Below are 22,859 nucleotides of genomic sequence, written 5' to 3'. Positions count from 1 at the left end.
GGCACCTCCCCCGAGCGCGAGCCGGCGCGGGGAGCGGCGGCCGGATCAGCCCCGGACGGCCGGGCCGCATCGGTGGACGGTGCGGCGGGAGGACCGGTCCGGGACGGGCGGGCCGCGGCGGTGGGCGGCGCGGCGGGAGGACCGGTCCGGGACGGCCGGGCCGCATCGGTGGACGGCGCGGCGGGAGGACCGGTCCGGGACGGGCGGGCCGCGGCGGTGGGCGGCGCGGCGGGAGGACCGGTCCGGGACGGGCGGGCCGCGGCGGTGGGCGGCGCGGCCGGAGGCGGCAGGGCCAGGAACGGCCGGCCGAAGCGCCGGGACCCGGCGGGCGGCGGGAGGAAGTGCTCGGCCATGGCGGGCCTCAGCGTCCGGCGGCGCCGCGGGCGTGGCGGCGGGACGCGGCCACACCGAGCCCGGCGCCGACCATGGTCACCGCCAGTCCGACCGGCACCAGCAGGCCACCGAGGCCGGGCCCGGCGGTACCGCCGAACCCGGTCGCCGGGCCACGGCTGGGCAGGTGACTGGGCCTGTGGGTCGGCTGCCGGGTGGGCTGCCCCTGCTTGACCACCTGGAGCATGGTGGAGGCGGTCTCCCCGCCGGGGCACTCCAGCTTGACCCGGTAGTTGCCGGGCCGGGTGCGCTCGTGCACCATCGGCGAGGCGGTGAGCAGGCCGCGCTGCGGCTGCACCTGGATCCTGCCGAACGCGTCCGAGGCGACGATCGCCGGCACCGTGTTGTTCCGGCAGCTCGCCCGGATGCCGACCAGGTAGCCGGGCGACACGGTGCCCGGGGTGACCTCCACGAAGATCACGTCGGCCGAGGGCTGGTCCGGCACCGGCTCGGCGGCGCGCGGCGCGGCCTGGGCGGGCAGCGCGCCGACCAGCGGGGCGGCGCACGCGGCGACCGCGACCAGCAGCGCCTCACGTACCCTGAACGACCCCATGACCCCTCCCGGCGTACGGGATGAATCCTCTCACCCCCGGCCGCACATCACATCCGATCCGGGTGGCGTAGGCTCGGGTCGTTGTGACCCTCACCGACCTCCCTGCCGCCCGCATCCGCACCTTCCATCCGCGTCGCGGGCGGATGAGCGACCGGCAGCGCGACGCGCTTGAGCGGCTCTGGCCCGCGTACGGCCTCAGGATCGCCTCCCTCGACGGGCCGTGCGATCCGGCGGCGCTGTTCGGACGGCGGGCGCCGCTGGTGCTGGAGATCGGCTCCGGCATGGGCGACGCCACCGCCGCCATGGCGGCGGCCGACCGGGACCGACACTATCTGGCGGTCGAGGTCCATACGCCGGGAATCGCCAACCTGCTCGACCTGGTCGAACGGCACGGTCTGGACAACGTGCGGGTGGCCGAGGGGGACGCGCTGGACCTGGTCCGGGCCATGCCGGAGGGCTGCCTGGACGCGGTGCACGTCTACTTCCCCGACCCGTGGCCGAAGACCCGCCACCACAAGCGGCGGATCATCCAGCCGGCGCACGTGGCGCTGCTGCGCTCCCGGCTGGCGCCCGGCGGCATGTTGCACTGCGCGACCGACTGGGCCGAGTACGCCGAGGCGATGCGCGAGACGCTCACCGCCGACCCGGAGCTGGTCGACGTGCACGGCGGCTACGCGCCCCGGCCCGAGCACCGGCCGGTGACGAAGTTCGAACGCCGCGCGCTGACCGCCGGCCGGGAGGTCTTCGACCTGATCCACCGGCGGCGCTGAACCCGGTGCGCTGAACCCGGTTGGCGCGGCGCGGTGTGATCCAGGCACGATGGGAGCCGCCATGACTCTCACCGCCGCGCTGCCGAAGACCGCCGACCCCGACACCCTCTACGACGCGTTCGCCTCCTGGGCGTCCGAGCGCGGCCTGAGCCTCTATCCCCATCAGGAGGAGGCGGTCATCGAGATCGTCTCCGGCGCGAACGTGATCATGAATACGCCCACCGGCTCGGGCAAGAGCCTGGTGGCGATCGCGGCGCACTTCGCGGCGCTCGCCGACGACCGCACCACCTTCTACACGGCGCCGATCAAGGCGCTGGTCTCGGAGAAGTTCTTCGCGCTCTGCGAGGTCTTCGGCGCCGAGAACGTCGGCATGCTCACCGGCGACGCCAGCGTCAACGCGGACGCGCCGATCATCTGCTGCACGGCGGAGATCCTGGCCAACCTGGCGCTGCGCGAGGGCACCCGCGCCGACGTCGGCCAGGTGGTCATGGACGAGTTCCACTTCTACGCCGAGCCGGACCGGGGCTGGGCCTGGCAGGTGCCGCTGATCGAGCTGCCGCAGGCCCAGTTCGTGCTGATGTCGGCCACGCTCGGCGACACCACCCGCTTCGTCGACGACCTGGCCCGGCGCACCGGGCGGCCGACCGCCGTCGTCCGCTCGGCCGAGCGGCCGGTCCCGCTCCTCTTCTCGTACGCGACCACGCCGATGCACGAGACCCTGGAGGAGCTGCTGGAGACCAAGCAGGCCCCGGTGTACGTCGTGCACTTCACCCAGGCCGCGGCGCTGGAACGCGCCCAGGCGCTGATGAGCGTGAACGTCTGCACCCGTGCCGAGAAGGACATGATCGCCCAGGCGATCGGGAACTTCCGGTTCACCTCGGGCTTCGGCAAGACGCTGTCCCGGCTGGTCCGGCACGGCATCGGCGTGCACCACGCGGGCATGCTCCCGAAGTACCGCCGCCTGGTCGAGACGCTCGCCCAGGCCGGGCTGCTCAAGGTCATCTGCGGTACCGACACGCTCGGCGTCGGCATCAACGTGCCGATCCGTACCGTGCTGTTCACCGGCCTGAGCAAGTACGACGGCACCCGTACCCGGCTGCTCAAGGCCCGCGAGTTCCACCAGATCGCCGGGCGGGCCGGGCGCGCCGGGTTCGACACGCTGGGCCGGGTCGTGGTGCAGGCGCCCGAGCACGTGATCGAGAACGAGAAGGCGCTCGCGAAGGCCGGTGACGACCCGAAGAAGCGCCGCAAGGTGGTGAAGAAGAAGCCGCCGGAGGGCTCGATCGGCTGGGGTGAGCCGACGTTCCAGCGCCTGGTCGAGGCCGAGCCGGAGCCGCTCACGTCCAGCTTCCAGGTCAGCCACTCGATGCTGCTCAACGTGATCGGCCGTCCCGGCGACGCGTTCGCCTCGATGCGGCACCTGCTCACCGACAACCACGAGGACCCGGCCGCGCAGCGCCGGCACATCCGCCGGGCCATCGCCATCTACCGGGCACTGCGGGCCGGCGGCGTGGTCGAGGAACTGCCCGAGCCGGACGAGACCGGCCGCCGGGTACGCCTCACCGTCGACCTCCAGCTCGACTTCGCGCTCAACCAGCCGCTGTCGCCGCTGGCGCTGGCCACCGTCGAGCTGCTCGACCGGGAGTCCCCGTCGTACGCGCTCGACGTGCTCAGCGTCATCGAGTCGATCCTGGACGACCCGCGCCAGGTGCTCTCCGCGCAGCAGTTCAAGGCGCGCGGTGAGGCGGTCGCCGCGATGAAGGCCGAGGGCATCGAGTACGAGGCTCGCATGGAACTCCTCGACGAGGTGACCTGGCCCAAGCCGCTCGCCGAGCTGCTGGAGTCCGCGTACGAGATGTACCGGCAGGGCCACCCGTGGGTCGCCGACCACCAGCTCTCCCCCAAGTCCGTGGTCCGCGACATGTACGAGCGGGCGATGACGTTTCCCGAGTACGTCCAGTTCTACGGGCTGTCCCGGTCCGAAGGGCTGGTGCTGCGCTACCTCGCCGACGCGTACAAGACGCTGCGCCAGACCGTCCCCGAGGACGCGAAGACCGAGGAGCTGGTCGATCTCATCGAGTGGCTGGGCGAGCTGGTCCGCCAGGTCGACTCCAGCCTGATCGACGAGTGGGAGCGGCTGCGCAACCCGTCGGACGTGGCCGAGGTGGCCGCCTCGCTGGACGACCGCCCGCCGGCTGTCACCCGCAACGCGCGGGCGTTCCGGGTGCTGGTGCGCAACGCGATGTTCCGCCGCGTCGAGCTGGCCGCGCTGCGGCGCTGGGACCTGCTCGGCGAGCTGGATGCCGGCGACGGCTGGAACGCCGACGCCTGGGCCGACGCGCTGGGCCCGTACTTCGAGGCGTACGACTCGATCGGGGTGGGTCCGGACGCGCGCGGGCCTGCGCTGCTGATGATCGAGCAGGGCCGCGAGAAGTGGACCGTACGGCAGATCCTGGACGACCCGGACGGCGACCACGACTGGGGCATCAGCGCCGAGATCGACCTCGCCGCCTCGGACGAGATCGGCGCGGCGGCGGTCCGGATCACCGACGTCGGCCAGTTGTAGCGGCGGCGCGCTGAGGCGGCCCGCCGCTCAGCGGACGCGCCGTGCGTGGGCGACCGTTCGGCGGGCGTCGCGCCAGGCGACGAAGGCCGTCCGTATCCGGGGCGGGGAGACGTCCTCGCCCCGCCGTCTGGCAGCGAGCCGGTCGATCAGCCAGGCGGGGGCGTGCGCCTGGCTGATCGCCTGCGTCTTGGTGAGCAGCGCGCCCTCGCGGAGCGCGTGCCGGCCCCGTGCCATCGAGGTGAGACCGAGCTCGGCGACGGTGGGGTCCAGCCACAGCCATGGACGTCGGGCGGCCCAGGCCCAGTAGCCGGTCAGTTCGGCGCGGGCCGCCGCTCGTATGTCGTCGGCGGAGACCTCGGGGAAGACGTCACCCGGCGAGCGCCCGAGGACCGCGTATCCGTGCCGGGCCAGCTCCGCTCTGGTGACCCGGGAGAGGACGCGGTGGACGAGCCGGCCGTGGGTCCAGGTCGGATGCCGCAGGCCGAGGTCGGGAACGGTGGCGCCCTCGACGTACACGCAGCCGAGCTTGAGTCCCTCGCCGCTGCCGCCGTCGAGGCGACGATGAATCGCGACGAGTGCGTCCCGCCGGCCGGCGTCGACCGGTCCGTCGACGAGCGCGACCAGGTCGAGGTCGCTGACGCCCGGCACGTAGTCGCCGGTGGCAAGTGAACCCGCCACCATCAGGTCGCTGACCCAGCCCAGCCCTCTCAGCTCGTCGCCGAGGTCTGCGACGACAGCAGGTGACGCCGCCATGCGGCGAGTATAGGGGGCGGCCGGCGTCGATGCCGGAGTCCTGCGCCGACCGGGCCCGGCCGACCACCGGTGGGCAGGCCGAGAACGTCCGCCGAAGCCCTGGGCGATGTCAGACCCGTCGATTAGAATGTATGTACTAATCCAGTCGTTGACCTGGGAGGACGCCAGTGACCGCGCCCACCTCCGCCGCCCCTGTCACCCCCTACGCCACCCTCCTCGGCTTCACCCGGTACGTCGACCGCACCGGGCCCACCAAGGCCACCTTCGTCGGCGGGCTGCGCCGGCAGCGGGCCAGCCGGCACGGCTTCAACCCGCACGGCCAGTTCGTCAAGGCGCTCAAGGCCGACGTCGCGTTCCACACCGGCGGCACCCACCTCGCGCAGGTCGCCGACCTGGTCAAGCCGCGCTGGCGGCCGCTCTACGAGGCGCTCGTGCCGGGCGCGACCCGCTGGCTGCACTCGCTGGGCGAGCCGGCCGGGGTCGACCTGGCGCAGACCCGCGACGCCCTGGCGATGCTGGGTGACCTGCCCGTGAAGATCAACCCACAGTTCGGCGTCCGGTACGCCGACGGCCGGGCCGAGGCGATCCGGTTGCACTTCGACGAGACGCCGCCGAGCGAGGAGGCCACGCTCGCCACGCTGCACCTGATGGCCCGGCACATGGACGCGGTGCTGCCGCACGCCGAGCCGGTCCTGGTAGACGTACGGCGCGGCGAGGCGCACCGGATGCCCGCCGACGTCAAGCCCGAGCAGATCGAGCAGTGGCTGGCCGGTGAGGCCGCCGCGTTCCGCGCCATCTGGTCCACCGCCGCCTGACCGACCGATCCGAACGGCCGCCCTCACCAGGGCGGCCGTTCGCCGTGGCGGTGGCGGCACGCCCGCTCAGCGTTCCGGGCGCTCGTCCAGCAGTCCGGCCCGCCCGGCCAGCGCGGCGGCCTCCACCCGGTTGGTCACCCGCAGCTTGCGCAGCAGGGCGGCGGTCATCCGCTTCACCGTCCGCTCGGAGGTGTGCATCCGCTCGGCGATCGTCACCGCGCCCTCGCCGGTCGCGATCGCCCGCAGCAGCCGGCGTTCCTCGTCGTCGAGGTTGAGTCCGGGCGACCGGACGGGCCCGACGAGCCGCCGCAGCAGCGCGCCCGGCATCACCGCCCAGCCGTCCAGCACGGCCAGCAGCGGGGGTAGCAGGTCCTCCGGCTCGCTGGTCTTGGGCAGGTAGCCCTCGGCGCCGCAGCGCAGTGCCTCCACCGCCGGCGCCGGGTCGTCCGAGCCGGACATCGCGAGGACGCGCACGCGTGGGCTGGTGCGGCGGATGGCGGCGATCGCCCGCAGGCCGCCCGGCGGCGGCATGTGCAGGTCCACCAGCACGAGATCCGGTGCGCACCGGGCCACGAGCGCGGCGGCTGCGGCGGCGTCGGTGGTCGAGCCGACGACCCGGGTCCGGCCGTCGGCGGTGGCGGACAGCAGCAGTTCCAGCCCTCGCACGAACAGCGCGTGGTCGTCCACCACCGCGAGCCGGACGGTGCCGTCCCCCATGACTGCTTTCCTCCTCCTGGCTCAGGTTAGTGGCATATGTGAGTAAGCGTCGGGAACAACCCGGCATGGCTGTGGCCTCCATGTCCCCGTGGGGACGCCCGGACGACCGGGACGAGTCGCTGTCGATCCGGGTGCTCTGCCACGAGCTGCGGACCCCGGTACAGGCGCTGGCGGCCCTCACCCGGGCCCTCGCCGAGCAGCCGGCCCTGACCACGCCGGACCGCCGGGCCATCGCCGCGCTGGCCTACGAGCACGCCGTACACCTGGGGTCGTTGCTGGACGACCTCGGCGTGCCGGGCGCTCGCGACGAGCCGGAACCGCCCCGCCACGCCCCCCTGGCCGCCGTGGTCCGCGCGGTGACGGCCGGTGCCGGTTCCCGGCTCCGCACGCGGCTCGACCGGGCCGCCGCCGGCCTGCCCGTACCGGAGCAGCACGTCCGGCGGATCCTCGCCAACCTGGTGGGCAACGCGCTGCGCCACGGCCCGGCCGGCGGCGAGATCGTCGTCCGCGCCACGATCCGCGAAGCCACGCTGACGATGTCGGTCCGCGACCAGGGCGGGCCGTGTCCCGCGCTGCGCACGGCCCTGGCCCGGCCGGCTCCGTCGGCCACCGGGCACGGCCTCGGGCTGTGGATCGTGCGACGCCTGGTCGACACCTACGGCGGAACGCTGCGCGCCCGCCGCCCGCGTACCGGCGGCCTCGCGGTGGACGTCCGGCTGCCGGTCCCGGTGCGGGCTGACCCGTCCGGGACACGGATCGGCCCCGGCGGGCCGCCGGAGCGGGCACCCGGGAGCGGACAGCACCGGTGAACCGGAGGAGACGCGATGTTCACGCACATGAAGGACCTGCAGTTCGAGGCCAAGCCGGACGGGCCGGACGCCGCGTTCGCCCGCCGCCTCCAGGAGGTCCTCGGTGGCAAGTGGGGTGAGATGACCGTCGCCAACCAGTACCTGTTCCAGGGCTGGAACTGCCGGCTGCCCGGCAAGTACAAGGACCTGCTGCTCGACGTCGGCACCGAGGAGATGGGGCACGTCGAGATGATCGCCACGATGATCACCCGGCTGCTGGAGAACGCGCCACTGTCGCTGGACGAGGCGGCCGAGGAGAACCCGATGGTCGGCGCCATCTACGGCGGATCCAACCCGGCGCACTTCATCCACGGCGGCGGCGGGGCCCTGGCGGTCGACAGCGCCGGCGTGCCGTGGAACGGCAACTTCATCACCGCCAGCGGCAACCTGATGGCGGATTTCCTGCTCAACGTCACCGCGGAGGCCCAGGGCCGGCTCCAGGTGGCCCGCCTGTTCAACATGACCGACGACCCCGGCGTCAAGCAGATGCTGCGGTTCCTGCTGGCCCGCGACACCATGCACCAGAACATGTGGATGGCGGCCATCGAGCAGCTCAAGGAAGACGGCCTGGAGGAGATGCCGGTGCCGGAGGCCTTCCCCGACTCGCCCGAGTTCACCGAGGAGTTCAGCTACACCTACCTGGACTTCTCCACCGGCCGGGACGCGGCCGAGGGCCGGTGGGCGTCCGGTCCGACGCCGGACGGCAAGGGCGAGTTCCGCTACGACAGCAGCCCGCGGGCGCATGCCCCCGAGCCGGTGCTCGCCCCCGGTGACCCGCGCCTGTACGGCACCAACCCGGGGATGGCCGGCAAGGTCGCCAACACCGTCAAGAGCAAGCTCACCTGATTCCGCCCGCGCCGGGCCGTCCGCGCGGCAGCCCGGCGCGACACCCCCGTCCTGCGTGCCGCACCCGTCCGGGAGTCGTCATGTCCACGTCCAACCGCGCCAGGACGGCCGTCCTCGCCCTGCTCACGCTCGTCTCGGTGGGCGCCGGCCTGGCCCTGCCCGCGATCCTCGCGCTGGCCGCCCTCACCGTGCTGGTCCCGTTCGCGGACGCGCTGGAGCGCGACCCGGCGCCGGCCGCCCACCGGGCGCCCGCCCGGCACGAGCCCGCCTGACCCCGCCCGCGCCCGTCACCCCTGCCGCCCCCGCCGTTCGTCGTCCCGTCTTCCGTCGTCCGTCTTCCGTCGTTCGTCGTCGAGGAGCAACAGTGGTAACAAACGACTCGCCCGTCGTACCCCCGCTGCGAACCGCCCGCGCCCCGCGCCCGGTACGCGGCCGCCTCATCCTGCTCGGACCGGCGTTCGTGGCCGCGGTGGCCTACGTCGACCCCGGCAACTTCGCCACCAACTCCACCGCCGGCGCCCGGTACGGGTACCTGCTGGTCTGGGTGGTGGTGGCGGCGAACCTGGCCGCCATGCTGGTGCAGACGCTCACCGCCAAGCTCGGCCTGGCCACCGGGCGCAGCCTGCCCGAGCTGTGCCGGGAGCACCTGCCCCGGCCGCTCAACCGCTTCATGTGGGCGCAGGCCGAGCTGGTCGCCATGGCCACCGACCTGGCGGAGGTGATCGGCGGGGCGGTCGCCCTGTACCTGCTGTTCGGCGTCCCGCTGCTACCCGGCGGCCTGATCGTCGGCACCGCCTCGTTCGCCATCCTGGCGCTGCGCTCCAGAGGCTTCCGGCCGTTCGAGATCGCCATCGCGGTGCTGCTCGGCGTGATCGTGCTGGCGTTCGCGGTCAACCTGGTCACCGCGCAGCCGGACGTGTCCGACGCCGCGGCCGGGCTGCTGCCCCGGATGCAGGGCACCGACAGCATGCTGCTCGCCGCCGGCATCCTGGGCGCGACGGTGATGCCGCACGTCATCTACGTGCACTCGGCGCTGACCCCGAACCGCCTGCCCACCGAGGGCGAGGCGCAGCGGCGGGTGGTCGCCAAAGGGCTGCGGGTCGACGTGCTGATCGCGCTCGGCGTCGCCGGGGCGGTCAACCTGGCCATGCTGCTGGTGGCGGCGAGCAGCTTCCACGGCACGTCGATCCCCGGCACCGACACCCTCGAAGGTGTGCACGCCGGGCTCGCCACCACGCTCGGCACGGCAGCGGCAGTCGGCTTCGCGGTCGCGCTGCTCCTGTCCGGCCTCGCCTCCACCAGCGTCGGCACGTACGCCGGCGAGGTCATCATGCAGGGCTTCCTGCGCCGCCGGATTCCGCTGCTGATCCGCCGGATGATCACGCTGCTGCCCGCGCTGGCCGTGCTCGCGATCGGCGTCGACCCGACCCGGGCGCTGGTGCTGTCCCAGGTGGTGCTGAGCTTCGGCATCCCGTTCGCGCTGATCCCGGTGGTGATGTTCACCCGCCGCCGGGACCTGATGGGCAGCCTTGTCAACCGCCGGGCCACCACCGCGGCGGCGGTGGCGATCACCGCGTTCGTGGTGGCGCTCAACGCGTTCCTGCTCTGGCAGCTGGCCGCCTGAAACACGCGCGCCCGTCCAGCCTCGTGCGGCTGGACGGGCGCGGGTGTGCCGGGGCTCAGGCGGCCAGGTACTTCTCCAGGTCGTCCAGGATCTTGTTGGCGGCGCCGACGCCGATGCCGGTCATCCAGATCTCGTCGGAGACCACGTGCGCCTTGCCCGCCTTGACCGCCGACAGGCCCTTCCACAGCGTGCCGCCGGTGACCTTGGCCTGCTCGGCGGCGGCCTTCTCGCCGTACGCGGTCACGAACACCACGTCGCCGTCGGCCTCGGCGATGCGCTCCGGGCTGACCCGGTCCATCCGCTTGTCCTCCTTGCCGGCGAGCAGCTGCCGCTCGGGGCGGCCCAGGCCGGTGTCACCGACGACGATGCCGGAGAACGAGTCCGGCCCGTACAGGCGGATCTCGGTCGGCATGAAGCGCACGATGGAGACCTTGCGGGACGCGGCGTCGCCGAGCTTCGCGCCGAAGTCCTTCGCCCGCTTCTCGTACTCGGCCAGCAGGTCCTTGGCCTGCTGCTCCTTGCCCAGCGCCGCGCCGTCGAGGAGGAAGTTCTGCTTCCAGGTGATGCCGACCTTCTCCGTGAAGACGGTCGGCGCGATCTTGGACAGCTCGTCGTAGAACTTCTCCTGCCGGAACTTGCTGCCCAGGATCAGGTCCGGGTTGAGCGCGTTGATCGCCTCCAGGTCCGGCTCGGTGAGCACGCCGACCTCGGTGATGCCGGCGAGCTTCTCCGCGCCGAAGTAGGTGGGCCAGCTCTTCGCCTCACCGGCGGTGGCGGCGCCGACCGGGGTGACGCCGAGCGACAACGCGGTGTCGATCTTGTCGGTGTCGAGCACGACCACGCGCTTCGGCTCGGCGGGCACCTTCGTGGTGCCCATGGCGTGGGTGATCTCCCGGGTCTCCCCGGTGCCGGCGCCGCCGACGGGATCGCTCTCCCCGCATGCGGTGAGACCGACGCCGAGGGCGAGCGCGGCGGTGAGTGCGACGGCGAGACGACGCATGGTGTTCCTTTCGGTGGTGCGGGTCGGCGCGCTCAGGCGTCGCCGACGGGGATGCCGGAAGTGGCCGGCGTGGCGGCCGGAACGGCCGAGGTCTGGGTGGCGGCGGGCTGGGCGGCGGCGTTCCGGGTGGCTGCTCTTTCGGCGCGGGTGCTCTGGGTGAGTGCGGGCACCACCAGCGGCGCGCCGCTGACCGGGCAGGGCACGACCACGCAGTCCAGGCCGAACACGTCGCGGACCAGGTCCGCGGTGAGGATGTCGCGCGGCGGGCCGGCGGCGACCACCGCGCCGTCGCGCATGGCGATCAGGTGGCCGGCGTACCGGGCCGCCTGGTTGAGGTCGTGCAGCACGGCCACCACGGTCCGGCCCCGCTCGGCGCGCAGCCGGTGCAGCAGGTCCAGCACCTCCACCTGGTGGGCCAGGTCGAGATACGTGGTGGGCTCGTCCAGCAGCAGCGCGTCGGTGTCCTGGGCCAGCGTCATGGCGATCCACACCCGCTGGCGCTGGCCGCCGGAGAGCGTGTCCACCGCCCGGTCGGCCAGCCCCGCGACGTCGGCCAGCCGCATGGCCTCCTCGACCGCCCGCCCGTCCTCGGCCGACCACTGCCGCCACCAGCGCTGGTAGGGCTGCCGGCCCCGCCCGACCAGGTCGGCCACGGTGATCCCCTCGGGCACCAGCGGGCTCTGCGGCAGCACGCCGAGCCGCCGGGCCACGTCCCGGGTGGGCAGGTCCCGGATCGCCGCGCCGTCGAGCAGCACCGCGCCCCGCCGGGGGGTCAGCAGGCGGGCCATGGTGCGCAGCAGCGTCGACTTGCCGCAGGCGTTCGGGCCGACGATCACGGTGAACGTGTCGGCCGGCAGGTCGAGGTCCAGTCCGTCCAGCACGGTCCGGCCCTCGTACCCGACGACCAGGTCGCGGGTGGACAGCAGCGCGGTCACGAGCGCCTCCCTCGGGTACGCAGCAGCACGAAGATCAGGTACGGGCCGCCGATCGCCGCGGTCAGCACACCGGCCGGCAGTTGGGTGGGCGCCAGCAGCCGCCGGGCGCCCAGGTCGGCGAGCACCAGCAGCAACGCGCCCAGCAGCGCGGCGCAGAGCAGCGGCGGTCGCTCGGTCCGGGCCAGCCGGCGGGCCACCTGCGGGGCGACGAGCGCCACGAAGTCCACCGCGCCCACCTGGGCGGTGACCATGGCCGCGGCCAGCACGCCGGTACCGGCCAGCCCCATGCGCCGGGCCACCGGCCGCAGGCCGATCCCCCGCGCGGTGTCGTCGTCGAGCGTGCTGCTGCGCAGCGCCCAGCCGGCCCAGAGGAGCACCGGCAGCAGCACGGCGAGCGTGCCGGCGATCCAGGCCGCCTCGCTCCATCCCTTGCCGGCGAGCGAGCCGATCAGCCAGATCTGCGCACGCAGCCCGTCGATCGGGTCGGCGGTGAGCATGACGACCTCGATCAGCGCCCGGAACGCGAACGCCACCGCCACGCCTGCCAGCACGAACCGCTGGGCGGCCAGGCCGTGCCGGGCGCCCAGCGCGAACACCAGCACCGCCGCGGCCAGGCCGCCGAGCAGCGCCGCCGGCGCCACCAGCACCGCCGCCGCGCCGCTGGTCAGCGCGATCGTGGCGGCCAGTCCGGCGCCCTGGGTGACGCCGATGACGTCGGGGCTGGCCAGCGGGTTGCGGGCGACGCTCTGGATCAGCGTGCCGGCCACGCCGAAGGCCGCCCCGGCGACCGCCGCGAGGACCGCGCGGGGCAGTCGCAGGTCGCGCACCACGAGGTCGTACGGGGTGCCCGCGCCGGAGAGCGAGCGCAGCACGTCGACGGGGGCCACGTACGGCGTCCCCAGCGACAGGCTGACCACCACCGCGAGGCAGAGCAGCACGAACAGCACCACTGCCAGCACGACCGGCCGCCACCGGAACGGCACCACCACCACCGCCCCGACCCGCAGAACCCCGCGCCCGGCCCTCCGAGGCCCGCGTCGTTGATCTTGCACTTGCTGCCCCGACGGCGCCGGGATCGCCCCTTTCGCCGGGGCGGCAAGTGCAAGATCGCGGGGGCCTGGGACCGGGGTGGTCATGTCGTCACCGTTTTGGCTCGGTGGACCAGGTAGGCCAGCAGCGGGGCGCCGAGCAGGGCGGTGATGATGCCGGCGGGGATCTCGCCGGGCGGGGCGACCAGGCGGCCGGCCACGTCGGCCGTGAGCAGCAGCGCGGGACCGAGCAGCGCGGCGACCAGCAGCGTCCACCGATGGTCGGCGCCCACGAGCGCCCGGGCCAGGTGCGGCACCGCGAGCCCGACGAAGGCGATCGGCCCGGCGGCGGCCACCGCGGCGCCGGTGAGCAGCACGCCACCGCCGCCGGCGGCGAGCCGGACCAGGGCGACCCGGTGGCCGAGTCCCCGGGCCACGTCGTCGCCGAGGGCGAGCGCGTCCAGGCCACGGGCGGCCAGCAGGGCCAGCACCACCCCGGCCGCCACGAACGGAAGCACCTGGCCGGCCACGCCGACGTCCCGGCCGGTCAGCCCGCCGACCACCCAGAAGCGGTACTCCTCGAACGTGCGGGCGTCGATGACGAGCAGCGCGTACACGAGGGCGCCGAGACCGGCGTCGAGGGCCGCGCCGACGAGCGCGAGGGTGACCGGGCTGGCGCCGTCGCGGGCGCGGTTGGCGACGGCGAACACGAGCAGCCCGGTGAGCAACGCGCCGGCGATGCCGAACCAGACGTACCCGGCGAGCGTGCCGACTCCGAACACGGCGATGGCCAGCACCACGCCGAACGAGGCCCCGGCGCTGATGCCGAGGATGCGCGGCTCGGCCAGCGGATTGCGGGTGACCGCCTGGAACAGCACCCCGGCCAGCGCCAGCGCGAGGCCGACGACCAGCCCGAGGGCGGTACGCGGCAGCCGCATGTCCCGGACGACTGTGGTCGCGTCGCCGCCGTCCGGGGACACCAGCGCGTGCCACACCTGGTCGACGGGGAGGTGCCGGCTGCCGAGCGCCAGGCTGGCCAGCAGCGCCAGCAGGAGCAGGAGCGCCGCCGCCACGGTGACCGCGACGCGGCGGACGGTGCCGCGGCGGACGGGAGCCCCGGCCCGCGCGGGCCGGACGGCGACGGTGGTCACGAGGGATCTTGGCCTTCCGGTTAGGTGCGCCTTACCTTAGCTGACCTGCTAAGGCGTACCTAAGCGGGCGCTGTCGATGGGGTTGCGCCTCCACCGGGGGGAGGCGCGATGGTGGGCGCATGGACGGTGCGGAGCGCTACTCGATCGGTGACCTGGCCCGGCGGACCGGGCTGCCGGTGAAGACCATCCGGTTCTGGTCCGACCGTGGCATCGTGCCGCCCACCGACCGGGGACCGGCCGGTCACCGCCGCTACGACGCGGCCGCGGTGGCCCGGCTCGACCTGGTACGGACGTTGCGCGAGCTGGGCGTGGACCTGCCCACCGTGCGCCGGGTGGTGACCCGGGAGGTCGCCCTGGCCGAGGTCGCCTCGGCGCACGCGGACGCGTTGACCGCGCAGATCCGGCTGCTGCGGTCGCGCCGCGCGGTGCTCACGGTGATCGCCCGGCGCGGGGCCACCCCGTCGCAGGCAAACCTGCTGCACCGGCTGGCCGAGCTGGCAAGGCGGGAGCGACGGCGGCTGGTCGACGAGTTCCTCGACGCGTCCTTCGGCGGGCTGACCGATCCGGGGTTCGCGGGCATCCGCCGGTCGCTCACGCCGGAGCTGCCGGACGATCCGGACGACTGCCAGATCGAGGCGTGGGTGGAGCTGGCCGAGCTGGCTCTGGACCCGGAATTCCGGGCCGGGCTGCGCCGGCTGGCCGAGCAGCACGCGGCCGACCGGACGGGCACCGAGGGCGTACGCCGGGACGTGGTGGCCGTGGTCCGGGAGGAGGTGGCCCCGGCGCTGGCCGCCGGTGTCGAGCCGGACTCACCCGGGGCCGACCCCGTCCTGGACAGGGCGGCAGACCGGTACGCGCAGCTCTGCGGCCGGCCGGAGGACGCCGACCTGCGCCGGCGGATGCTGGACCGGTTGCGGACCGCGCGCGACCCTCGCCGGGAGCGGTACCTGGATCTGCTCTCCGTGGTAAACGGCTGGCCACCGCCCGAGAGCCTGGCGCCGGTGCTGGACTGGTCGATCCGGGCACTGCACGCCCGGCAGCACCTAGCCTGAGGACATGCGATTCGACAGGCACACGGTGGTGCTCCTGGTCCGCCCGGACGACGCGCCGGACCTGCCGCCCGACGCCCTCGACCGGATCCAGGACGCCCACCTGGCGCACCAGGCCGGGCTGGTGGAGCAGGGCGCGGTGCTCGCGGCCGGGCCGTTCCTGGACGGCGACGACGAGCGGATCCGCGGCTTCGCGGTGCTGTCGGTGGACCCGCAGATGGCCCGTGAGCTCTACGCCAACGACCCGGCGGTACGCGCGGGCCATCTGGTCGCGCAGGTGAGCAGCTGGATGGTGCCGGAGGGTCAGGTCCGCTTCGAGCAGGTGCCGGTGCCCCGCTCGATGCTGGAGGCCGCCGCCGGCGACTGAGCGTCACGGCTCACCACGCCGGACCGGCGCGCCGGTCAGTCCTCGGCGGCCTGCCGGACGCCCGGCACCACCGGTGTCGGCCACAGCGGGGCGCGCGGCCCGGCCGGCACCTCGACCTGCTGGTCCGACCAGACGTACGTCTCGGGCAGCAGGTCGGTCACCGGCACGGCGCGCAGCCCGTCCGGCGGCCCGACGATCACCTTGATCGACGGGAAGTAGTCGAGCAGCACCTGGCGGCAGCGCCCGCACGGCGGGATGACGCCGCGGCCCCGGTCCCCCACCGCGACGATCGTCTCCAGCTCGCCGGCGCCCTGGGTCGCGGCGGCGCCGATCGCCACCACCTCGGCGCACGGGCCGCCGGTGAAGTGGTAGACGTTCACGCCGCTGAACACCCGGCCGTCGGTGCTGCGCACGGCGGCGGCGACTGTGTGGTTGTCGCTGCGGCAGCGCAGTTTGGCCACGGCGGTGGCGGCCTGCACGAGCGCCCGGTCGGTGTCCCGCATGATCATCCCCGCCCCTCGTCGGCCCCGTCGGCGGCAACTTTATCCCCGTGGGGCGGTCCGGCCGGTGGCGGCGCGCCCGGCGCCCGGTAACCCGGGGGCGGTCCGCCGCGCGGCTGCCTATCCTTGGCGACGACATGCAGAATCCAGCCGTACCCGCCGCCCCTGAGACCGCCCGCGACCTGCACCGCCGCCTCGCCCCGCTGATGTTCCGCGACCAGCGCCGCCTCCAGCGGCGGCTCGACGGCGTGCGGCGGCTGCGTGACCCGCAGCGGCGGGAGGCGGCGCTGGCCGAGATCACGGCCGAGGTGACCCGCGCGGAGGCCCGGCTCCAGGCGCGCCGCGCGGCGGTGCCGGCGATCGCCTATCCGCCGCAGTTGCCGGTGAGCGAGCGTAAGGACGACATCGCCGCCGCGATCCGCGACCACCAGGTGGTGATCGTGGCCGGTGAGACCGGCTCGGGGAAGACCACCCAGCTGCCCAAGATCTGCCTGGAGCTGGGGCGCGGGATCACCGGCCTGATCGGGCACACCCAGCCCCGTCGGCTGGCGGCCCGCACGGTCGCCGACCGCATCGCCGACGAACTCGGCACCGAGCTGGGCGACGTGGTCGGCTACAAGGTGCGCTTCACCGACCAGGTGGGCGAGAACAGCCTGGTCAAGCTGATGACCGACGGCATCCTGCTGGCCGAGTTGCAGACCGACCGGATGCTGCGGCAGTACGACACGCTGATCATCGACGAGGCGCACGAGCGCAGCCTCAACATCGACTTCATCCTCGGCTATCTCAGGCAGCTCCTGCCCCGCCGGCCCGACCTCAAGGTGGTCATCACCTCGGCGACCATCGAGACCGACCGGTTCGCGAAGCACTTCGCCGACGCCGAGGGCAACCCGGCGCCGGTGGTCGAGGTGTCCGGGCGCACCTACCCGGTGGAGGTCCGCTACCGGCCGCTGGTCGAGGTCACCGAGGCCGAGGAGGAGGACGAGGCCGACGAGGAGAACGTCCGGGACCAGATCCAGGCCATCGGCGACGCGGTCGAGGAGCTGGCCGCCGAGGGGCCGGGCGACATCCTGGTGTTCCTCAGCGGCGAGCGGGAGATCCGGGACACCGCCGACGCGCTGGGCAAGCTGGTGCAGTCCAAGCGGTCGCTGCTCGGCACCGAGATCCTGCCGCTGTACGCCCGGCTCTCCACCGCCGAGCAGCACCGGGTCTTCGCCGCGCACAGCAACCGCCGGGTGGTGCTGGCCACCAACGTCGCGGAGACCTCGCTGACCGTGCCGGGTATCAAGTACGTGGTGGACCCGGGCACCGCCCGGATCTCCCGCTACTCCAGCCGGCTCAAGGTGCAGCGGCTGCCGATCGAGCCGGTCTCGCAGGCCAGCGCCAACCAGCGCAAGGGCCGCTGCGGGCGTACCTCGGACGGTATCTGCATCCGCCTCTACGACGAGCAGGACTTCGACTCCCGGCCCGAGTTCACCGACCCGGAGATCCTGCGTACCAACCTGGCCTCGGTCATCCTCCAGATGACGGCGATCGGGCTCGGCGACGTCGCCGCGTTCCCGTTCATCGACCCGCCGGACCGGCGCAACATCACCGACGGCGTCAACCTGCTGCACGAGCTGGGCGCGCTCGACCCGGCCGAGACCGACCCGGCGAAGCGGCTCACCGCGCTGGGCCGCCGGCTGGCGCAGCTCCCGGTCGACCCCCGGCTGGCCCGGATGGTCCTGGAAGGCGAGCGCAACGGCTGCGCCACCGAGGTGGTGGTGATCGCCGCCGCGCTGTCCATCCAGGACCCGCGCGAACGCCCGGCCGACAAGCAGGCCCAGGCCGACCAGGCGCACGCCCGGTTCGCCGACAAAGAGTCGGACTTCGTCGCGTACCTGAACCTGTGGCGCTACCTGCGGGAGAAGCAGCGGGAGCTGTCCTCCAGCGCGTTCCGCCGGATGTGCAAGGCCGAATACCTCAACTACCTGCGGGTACGCGAGTGGCAGGACATCGTCAGCCAGTTGCGCCAGGTCCTGCGTACCTCGGACATGGGTGAGGGCCGGCGCGGCGCCGGCGCCGACCTGCCGGAGGAGATCGACACCCCGAAGGTGCACCAGTCGCTGCTGCCCGGCCTGCTGTCGCACCTCGGCCTCAAGGACGCGCAGAAACACGAATACCTGGGCGCGCGGGGCGCGAAGTTCGCCGTCTTCCCCGGATCCGCGTTGTTCAAGAAGCCGCCGCGCTGGGTGATGGCCGCCGAGCTAGTGGAGACGTCGCGGCTGTGGGGCCGGGTGGCCGGGCGGGTCGAGCCGGAGTGGGTCGAGCCGCTGGCCCAGCACCTGGTCAAGCGCAGCTACAGCGAGCCGCACTGGGAGAAGAAGCAGGCCGCGGTGATGGCCTACGAGAAGGTCACGCTGTACGGCATCCCGCTCGTCACCTCCCGCAAGGTGAACTTCGGGCGGATCGATGCGGCGCTGAGCCGGGAGCTGTTCATCAGGCACGCCCTGGTGGAGGGCGACTGGCAGACCCACCACCACTTCTGGCGGGACAACCAGCGACTGCTGACCGAGATCGAGGAGCTGGAGAACCGGGCCCGGCGGCGCGACATCCTGGTCGACGACGAGAGCATCTTCGCCTTCTACGACCAGCGCATCCCCGCCGACGTGGTCTCCGGCCGGCATTTCGACTCCTGGTGGAAGAAGACCCGCCGGGAGCAGCCGGACCTGCTCACGTTCACCCGCGAGCTGCTCGTCAACGACGGTCGCGGCGGGGTGGACGAGGAGGACTACCCGGACGAGTGGCGGGCCGACGGCGTGACGCTGCCGCTGACGTACACGTTCGACCCGACCGCGCCCGCCGACGGCGTCACTGTGGACATCCCGTTGCCGCTGCTCAATCAGGTGCCGGCGGAGAGCTTCGACTGGCAGGTGCCGGGGCTGCGCGAGGAGCTTGTCGTCGCGCTGATCCGGTCGCTGCCCAAGCCTGTGCGGCGCAACTTCGTGCCGGTGCCCGACTACGCGCGGGCCGCGCTGGCCGCGATCACGCCGGGCGAGGAGCCGCTGCTGGCCGCGCTGACCCGGCAGTTGCGCCGGATGACCGGGGTGACGGTCCCGGCGGACGCGTGGGACCTGGACAGGCTGCCGCCGCACCTGCGGGTCACGTTCCGGGTGCTCGGCGACGACGACAAGCCGGTCGCCGAGGGCAAGGACCTGCCGGCGCTGCAACGCGAGCTGCGCCAGGAGGTACGCCAGGTCGTGGCCGCCGCCGCGCCGGACGTCGCACGTTCCGGCCTGACCGAGTGGTCGATCGGCGCGCTGCCGCGCACCATCGAGCAGGTCCGCGCCGGCTTCGCGGTGACCGCGTACCCGGCGCTGGTGGACGAGGGCGCCACCGTCGGGGTGAAGGTGTTCGACTCGGCCGCCGAACAGGAGGCCGCGCACTGGGCGGGCACCCGGCGACTGCTGCGGCTGACGCTGCCGTCACCGGCGAAGTTCCTTCAGGGGCGGCTGAGCAACGAGGCGAAGCTGGCGCTGTCCCGCAACCCGCACGGCAGCGTGCCGGAGCTGATCGAGGACGCGGCCGGGGCGGCGATCGACAAGCTGATCGGCGACGCGGGCGGCCCGGCCTGGGACGCCGAGGGCTTCGCCGCGCTGCGCGACAAGGTGCGGGCCGACCTGGTGGACACGGTCGTCGAGGTGATGGATCGGGTCCGGCGGGTGCTGGCCGCCGCGTACGCGGTGGAGCAGCGGCTCGGCGCGACCCGGAACCTCGCGGTGGTGGCCGCGCTGGCCGACATCCGTAACCAGCTCACCGGCCTGGTGCACAAGGGCTTCATCACCGAGGCCGGCTACGCGCGCATGCCCGACCTGCTGCGCTACCTGACCGCGATCGAGCGGCGGCTGGACCGGCTGCCCGGCAACCCGCAGCGGGACAAGTCTCAGCAGGACCGGATCGCCGTGGTGCAGAAGGAGTACCAGGACATGCTCGCGGCGCTGCCGCCCGCCCGGCGCCAGGCGGCGGCTGCCCGGCAGATCCGCTGGATGATCGAGGAGCTGCGGGTGAACGTGTTCGCGCAGGCCCTCGGCACCCCGTACCCGGTCTCCGAGCAGCGCATCTACCGGGCCATGGACGACGCCGAGGGCCGCTGAGCCGCCGCGCCGGCCGACGCCGGCGCGGCGGTCCGGTCAGCGGCGGATCACCGCGCCGAAGCCGAGCCAGCGTCCGGCGTACGGCCCTTCGACGAGGCGGACGTGCTCGCGGCCGTTGAGCACCGAGCGGCCGTCGATCGCCACCGGGTCACCGATCCGGTAGGTGGTGGGCACCGACTTCATCAGCCCGGCGGCGTCGATCGAGTACGCCGGTGGAGCGTCGACAGCTATCGTGCCGGGCCGGTGCAGCTTGTAGCCGAACCCGGCGCAGATGCCGACCTGGTACCGGTAGGGCGAGTACTCCTGCACGTAGTAGCCGGTCAGGGTGCCGGCGGTGATCGCGTACCAGATCCCGGTCTGGCGCATGATCTTCACGCGGTCGCCGGACGGCGCGGCGCTGGCGCGGGCCAGCGTCATCTTCGTCCGCGCGGTCACCGTGCCGGCGCTGTTGAACTTGTACGCCGTGTGCGTGCCGGAGGAGAACCGGATGTTGCCCTTCACACCGTAGGGCGGGTAGTCGGTGTACCAGAGGTCGGCGAGCTGGGCCAGGTACGTGTCACCGGTGATGGCGTACTGCTGGACGAACTGGAACATGTGGGTGGAGTGGTACTGGCCGGCGTCGATGCCGTGGGTCAGGCAGTAGCGGCTGCGCCAGTGCCGCACCCGGGCCTGCTCCCACACGTCCCGGTAGGTGGTGATCGCGCCCTGCAGCATCAGCTTGGCGTCGGCGTTGCGGGTGAGCACCCAGTAGTCGTAGAGGCCGTACGCGGAGAACATGTGCCCGTTGTAGGTGCGGTCTCCGCGGACCGCCTTCGGGTGCGGGTACTCCTCCAGCCACAGCAGACCGTCGACCACGTACACGCCCCACGGCTGGCCGGCCGCCGCGGGCAGCAGGTACGAGGCGAAGGTGGCGTCCGCGGCGCCCTTCCACTTCGTCTCGCCGGTGCGCTGGTAGAGCCGGGTGAACAGGCTCAGCGCCTGCCCCTGGGCCATCATCGAGTACCAGGGCGCCGGGTAGAGGTCGGGGCCGCCGTGCAGCCGGTGGTCGAACGGGTACGGATAGAACCACGCGCCGGACCGCAGGGTGCGGCGGTCGATCAGGCGCTGCGCCTGCAGCTTCGCCCGGTTCAGGTACGTCTGGTTCCCGGTGATCCGGTGAGCCTCCATCAGGTGCAGGCCGTACTGCGCCTGCGCGACCGGGTGGTCGTAGAGCCGGCCGCCGAGGCGCGCCATGCGCACCCCGGTGGAGTCGTGCACGCCGGGATCGACGAGCGGGACCGGCGAGGTCATGTGGTAGGGCTCGATGCCGATCGGCAGTTCCCGGATCTCGAAGTCGTCGTACCGGAACTGGAACGGCACCGACGCCGTGGCGGCGTACCGGCGGGTCGGTCCGCCGACGCGGCCGGCGCCCGGCGTGGACGCCGCGCGCGGGGCGAGCCGGGGCACGTCCCGGGCCGGGATCGCGGACACCTCCGGCAGTGGCTCGACCGGCCCCGGCGGGCCGATCTCCAGGGCCGGGTCGATGACCGGGTCCGCCGGCACCAGGAGCGAGGTCGTCGGGGACGCCGCGGCCCAGGCGGGGCCGCCGCCGAGCAGCGGGACCGAAGCGGCGGCCAGGGAGCCGGCGACGACGGCGCGCCGGCTCAGTGCGGGTGTCGGGCCGGCGGCCTCGGACGGGTCTTGATGGCGCATGCGAACCTCCCGTGTCTTCACATGCTGGGCATCAGCCTTCCCATGCTGTTCCCGTCGACCGGGACGAGCAAGGACATTCGTTCCGACATGTCGGAGATCCGTCAAACAGCCGGTAACGGCTCGACACCGGGCGGGAGCTGGTCGGCGGCGGTGGCGTCGTGGACGTACTCCAGGAGGATGCGGCGCAGCTCGCGCCCGGCATGGGTGGGGACCACGTCGCGGCGGCGGGCCACCGCGATGGTCCGGCGGACTCCGGGCGGCACGAGCCGGGTGACCCGGATGCCGGCGCGGCGGGCCACCACGATGCCCGGCACCAGCGCGACGCCGAGCCCGGCCTCGACGAAGCTCAGCACCGCGTCCATCTCGCCGCCGTCGACGGACAGGGTCGGCTCGAACCCGGCCGCCCGGCACGCCTGGAGCGTGGCGTCGCGCAGGTCGTAGCCCTCGCGGAACATGACCAGCGGCTGGTCGCGCAGGTCGGTGATGGACAGCTCGCCGGTGGCCGAGGCGCCGGGGAGCGGGTCGACGGAGGCGACCACCAGGCTCTCCCGCAGGATCGGGTCGGCGCGCAGCCCCGGGTCGGTGCCGGCCGACGGCATGATGATCAGGGCGAGGTCGAGGCCGCCGCGGAGCAGGTCCCGGACGAGGTCCTGCGAGCCGCCCTCCTCCACGCGCAGGTCGATCGTGGGGTGCGCGTCGCGGAACCGGCGCAGCACCGGCGGCGCGAGCGAGGTGGCCAGGCTGGGCGTGGCGCCGAGCCGGACCCGGCCGCGGCGCAGCCCGACCAGCTCCTGCACCTCGCGGGTCGCGGTGTCGACGTCGGCCAGGATCCGCTTGGCCAGTGGCAGCAGCACCTCGCCGGCCGCGGTGAGTGTGATGTTGCCCCTTACCCGCTCGAACAACGGGGCCCCCAGGTCGGTCTCCAGCGCGTGAATTTGCTTACTCAACGAGGGCTGGGTTATGCCGACAAGATCGGCCGCCTGGGTGAAATGTCGTACTTCGGCGACCGCTACGAAGTACCGAAGCTGATGGAGCTGCATCTACATAGCCTACGGCTATCAACGCTGCGATTTCGATGCATTGGACGCCTGATCGAAGTGCTCCTAGCGTCGTTCGCGTGGT

At 73.4% G+C, this 22,859-nt stretch carries 20 protein-coding genes; 10 read left to right on the top strand and 10 right to left on the bottom strand.

Annotated features, from left to right (window positions below; genetic code table 11):
* Positions 1-361: 361 nt before the first annotated feature.
* Positions 362-943 (bottom strand): hypothetical protein, encoded by a 582-nt coding sequence (locus tag FHU28_RS14125; protein ID WP_184684365.1) that lies wholly within the window; start codon positions 941-943, stop codon positions 362-364.
* 83 nt (positions 944-1,026) lie between these two features.
* Here FHU28_RS14125 and trmB point away from each other — a divergent pair, with 83 nt between their 5' ends.
* Both trmB and FHU28_RS14115 read left to right on the top strand, forming a co-directional pair.
* A complete protein-coding gene (gene trmB / locus FHU28_RS14120; protein ID WP_184684363.1) occupies positions 1,027-1,713 on the top strand; it encodes a tRNA (guanosine(46)-N7)-methyltransferase TrmB in 687 nt (228 codons plus the stop codon).
* A gap of 61 nt (positions 1,714-1,774) precedes the next feature.
* Complete coding sequence (locus tag FHU28_RS14115; protein ID WP_184684361.1) at positions 1,775-4,279, top strand: DEAD/DEAH box helicase; 2,505 nt, start codon at positions 1,775-1,777, stop codon at positions 4,277-4,279.
* Positions 4,280-4,306: 27 nt separating this feature from the next.
* Here FHU28_RS14115 and FHU28_RS14110 read toward each other — a convergent pair whose 3' ends face one another.
* Positions 4,307-5,032, bottom strand: a complete 726-nt coding sequence (locus FHU28_RS14110; protein WP_116509698.1) for a nucleotidyltransferase domain-containing protein — start codon at positions 5,030-5,032, stop codon at positions 4,307-4,309.
* 167 nt (positions 5,033-5,199) lie between these two features.
* Here FHU28_RS14110 and FHU28_RS14105 point away from each other — a divergent pair, with 167 nt between their 5' ends.
* Positions 5,200-5,847, top strand: a complete 648-nt coding sequence (locus FHU28_RS14105; protein WP_184684359.1) for a hypothetical protein — start codon at positions 5,200-5,202, stop codon at positions 5,845-5,847.
* A 66-nt stretch (positions 5,848-5,913) separates the two neighbouring features.
* Here the strand turns inward: FHU28_RS14105 and FHU28_RS14100 are convergent, their stop codons facing one another.
* Positions 5,914-6,564, bottom strand: a complete 651-nt coding sequence (locus tag FHU28_RS14100; RefSeq protein WP_184684357.1) for a response regulator — start codon at positions 6,562-6,564, stop codon at positions 5,914-5,916.
* A gap of 65 nt (positions 6,565-6,629) precedes the next feature.
* On the opposite strand from FHU28_RS14100, the gene FHU28_RS14095 reads away from it, so the two are divergent.
* From FHU28_RS14095 to FHU28_RS14080, 4 genes are all read left to right on the top strand, one after another.
* Positions 6,630-7,373 (top strand): sensor histidine kinase, encoded by a 744-nt coding sequence (locus FHU28_RS14095; protein ID WP_184684355.1) that lies wholly within the window; start codon positions 6,630-6,632, stop codon positions 7,371-7,373.
* Positions 7,374-7,388: 15 nt separating this feature from the next.
* The gene (locus tag FHU28_RS14090; RefSeq protein ID WP_184684353.1) at positions 7,389-8,258 is read left to right on the top strand and encodes a manganese catalase; all 870 of its coding nucleotides are present in this window, start codon (positions 7,389-7,391) and stop codon (positions 8,256-8,258) included.
* Between the two features lie 80 nt (positions 8,259-8,338).
* Positions 8,339-8,530: a hypothetical protein gene (locus tag FHU28_RS14085; protein ID WP_184684351.1), complete on the top strand. Its 192-nt coding sequence runs from the start codon at positions 8,339-8,341 to the stop codon at positions 8,528-8,530.
* A 92-nt stretch (positions 8,531-8,622) separates the two neighbouring features.
* Positions 8,623-9,882: an Nramp family divalent metal transporter gene (locus FHU28_RS14080; RefSeq protein WP_184684349.1), complete on the top strand. Its 1,260-nt coding sequence runs from the start codon at positions 8,623-8,625 to the stop codon at positions 9,880-9,882.
* Between the two features lie 55 nt (positions 9,883-9,937).
* Here FHU28_RS14080 and FHU28_RS14075 read toward each other — a convergent pair whose 3' ends face one another.
* From FHU28_RS14075 to FHU28_RS14060, 4 genes are all read right to left on the bottom strand, one after another.
* A complete protein-coding gene (locus tag FHU28_RS14075; protein WP_184684347.1) occupies positions 9,938-10,882 on the bottom strand; it encodes an ABC transporter substrate-binding protein in 945 nt (314 codons plus the stop codon).
* Between the two features lie 32 nt (positions 10,883-10,914).
* On the bottom strand, positions 10,915-11,817 hold the full coding sequence (locus FHU28_RS14070) for an ABC transporter ATP-binding protein (protein ID WP_184684345.1): 903 nt from the start codon (positions 11,815-11,817) through the stop codon (positions 10,915-10,917).
* Positions 11,814-12,800, bottom strand: coding sequence for a FecCD family ABC transporter permease (locus FHU28_RS14065; protein WP_311773585.1), 987 nt, complete (start codon positions 12,798-12,800; stop codon positions 11,814-11,816). The genes FHU28_RS14070 and FHU28_RS14065 overlap by 4 nt, the downstream gene beginning before the upstream one ends.
* Before the next feature lie 149 nt (positions 12,801-12,949).
* The gene (locus tag FHU28_RS14060; protein WP_184684341.1) at positions 12,950-13,996 is read right to left on the bottom strand and encodes a FecCD family ABC transporter permease; all 1,047 of its coding nucleotides are present in this window, start codon (positions 13,994-13,996) and stop codon (positions 12,950-12,952) included.
* A 119-nt stretch (positions 13,997-14,115) separates the two neighbouring features.
* Here FHU28_RS14060 and FHU28_RS33070 point away from each other — a divergent pair, with 119 nt between their 5' ends.
* Positions 14,116-15,048: a helix-turn-helix domain-containing protein gene (locus FHU28_RS33070; protein ID WP_184684339.1), complete on the top strand. Its 933-nt coding sequence runs from the start codon at positions 14,116-14,118 to the stop codon at positions 15,046-15,048.
* 4 nt (positions 15,049-15,052) lie between these two features.
* On the top strand, positions 15,053-15,412 hold the full coding sequence (locus FHU28_RS14050) for a YciI family protein (protein ID WP_184684337.1): 360 nt from the start codon (positions 15,053-15,055) through the stop codon (positions 15,410-15,412).
* A 35-nt stretch (positions 15,413-15,447) separates the two neighbouring features.
* Here FHU28_RS14050 and FHU28_RS14045 read toward each other — a convergent pair whose 3' ends face one another.
* Positions 15,448-15,921 carry a cytidine deaminase family protein gene (locus FHU28_RS14045; RefSeq protein WP_073827539.1) on the bottom strand — a complete coding sequence of 158 codons (474 nt, stop codon included), beginning with the start codon at positions 15,919-15,921 and terminating at the stop codon, positions 15,448-15,450.
* 128 nt (positions 15,922-16,049) lie between these two features.
* On the opposite strand from FHU28_RS14045, the gene hrpA reads away from it, so the two are divergent.
* Positions 16,050-20,045: an ATP-dependent RNA helicase HrpA gene (gene hrpA, locus FHU28_RS14040; protein ID WP_184684335.1), complete on the top strand. Its 3,996-nt coding sequence runs from the start codon at positions 16,050-16,052 to the stop codon at positions 20,043-20,045.
* 36 nt (positions 20,046-20,081) lie between these two features.
* On the opposite strand, the gene FHU28_RS14035 is transcribed toward hrpA, so the two are convergent.
* Both FHU28_RS14035 and FHU28_RS14030 read right to left on the bottom strand, forming a co-directional pair.
* Complete coding sequence (locus FHU28_RS14035; protein ID WP_184684334.1) at positions 20,082-21,737, bottom strand: D-glucuronyl C5-epimerase family protein; 1,656 nt, start codon at positions 21,735-21,737, stop codon at positions 20,082-20,084.
* Between the two features lie 101 nt (positions 21,738-21,838).
* Positions 21,839-22,777 carry a LysR family transcriptional regulator gene (locus FHU28_RS14030; RefSeq protein ID WP_073827536.1) on the bottom strand — a complete coding sequence of 313 codons (939 nt, stop codon included), beginning with the start codon at positions 22,775-22,777 and terminating at the stop codon, positions 21,839-21,841.
* Positions 22,778-22,859 lie beyond the last annotated feature (82 nt).

Origin of the sequence: Micromonospora echinospora, from assembly GCF_014203425.1 — a bacterium.
Classification (GTDB): Bacteria; Actinomycetota; Actinomycetes; order Mycobacteriales; family Micromonosporaceae; genus Micromonospora; species Micromonospora echinospora_A.
This window is presented reverse-complemented; position numbering and strand designations above follow the sequence as displayed.

What these genes read in the sequence shown, in the direction of transcription:
- FHU28_RS14125 (WP_184684365.1), bottom strand. Translation starts at nt 943, where the DNA reads ATGGGGTCGTTCAGGGTACGTGAGGCGCTGCTGGTCGCGGTCGCCGCG.
- FHU28_RS14115 (WP_184684361.1), top strand. Translation starts at nt 1,775, where the DNA reads ATGACTCTCACCGCCGCGCTGCCGAAGACCGCCGACCCCGACACCCTC.
- FHU28_RS14110 (WP_116509698.1), bottom strand. Translation starts at nt 5,032, where the DNA reads ATGGCGGCGTCACCTGCTGTCGTCGCAGACCTCGGCGACGAGCTGAGA.
- FHU28_RS14100 (WP_184684357.1), bottom strand. Translation starts at nt 6,564, where the DNA reads ATGGGGGACGGCACCGTCCGGCTCGCGGTGGTGGACGACCACGCGCTG.
- FHU28_RS14095 (WP_184684355.1), top strand. Translation starts at nt 6,630, where the DNA reads ATGGCTGTGGCCTCCATGTCCCCGTGGGGACGCCCGGACGACCGGGAC.
- FHU28_RS14090 (WP_184684353.1), top strand. Translation starts at nt 7,389, where the DNA reads ATGTTCACGCACATGAAGGACCTGCAGTTCGAGGCCAAGCCGGACGGG.
- FHU28_RS14085 (WP_184684351.1), top strand. Translation starts at nt 8,339, where the DNA reads ATGTCCACGTCCAACCGCGCCAGGACGGCCGTCCTCGCCCTGCTCACG.
- FHU28_RS14075 (WP_184684347.1), bottom strand. Translation starts at nt 10,882, where the DNA reads ATGCGTCGTCTCGCCGTCGCACTCACCGCCGCGCTCGCCCTCGGCGTC.
- FHU28_RS33070 (WP_184684339.1), top strand. Translation starts at nt 14,116, where the DNA reads ATGGACGGTGCGGAGCGCTACTCGATCGGTGACCTGGCCCGGCGGACC.
- FHU28_RS14050 (WP_184684337.1), top strand. Translation starts at nt 15,053, where the DNA reads ATGCGATTCGACAGGCACACGGTGGTGCTCCTGGTCCGCCCGGACGAC.
- FHU28_RS14045 (WP_073827539.1), bottom strand. Translation starts at nt 15,921, where the DNA reads ATGATCATGCGGGACACCGACCGGGCGCTCGTGCAGGCCGCCACCGCC.
- hrpA (WP_184684335.1), top strand. Translation starts at nt 16,050, where the DNA reads ATGCAGAATCCAGCCGTACCCGCCGCCCCTGAGACCGCCCGCGACCTG.
- FHU28_RS14035 (WP_184684334.1), bottom strand. Translation starts at nt 21,737, where the DNA reads ATGCGCCATCAAGACCCGTCCGAGGCCGCCGGCCCGACACCCGCACTG.
- FHU28_RS14030 (WP_073827536.1), bottom strand. Translation starts at nt 22,777, where the DNA reads ATGCAGCTCCATCAGCTTCGGTACTTCGTAGCGGTCGCCGAAGTACGA.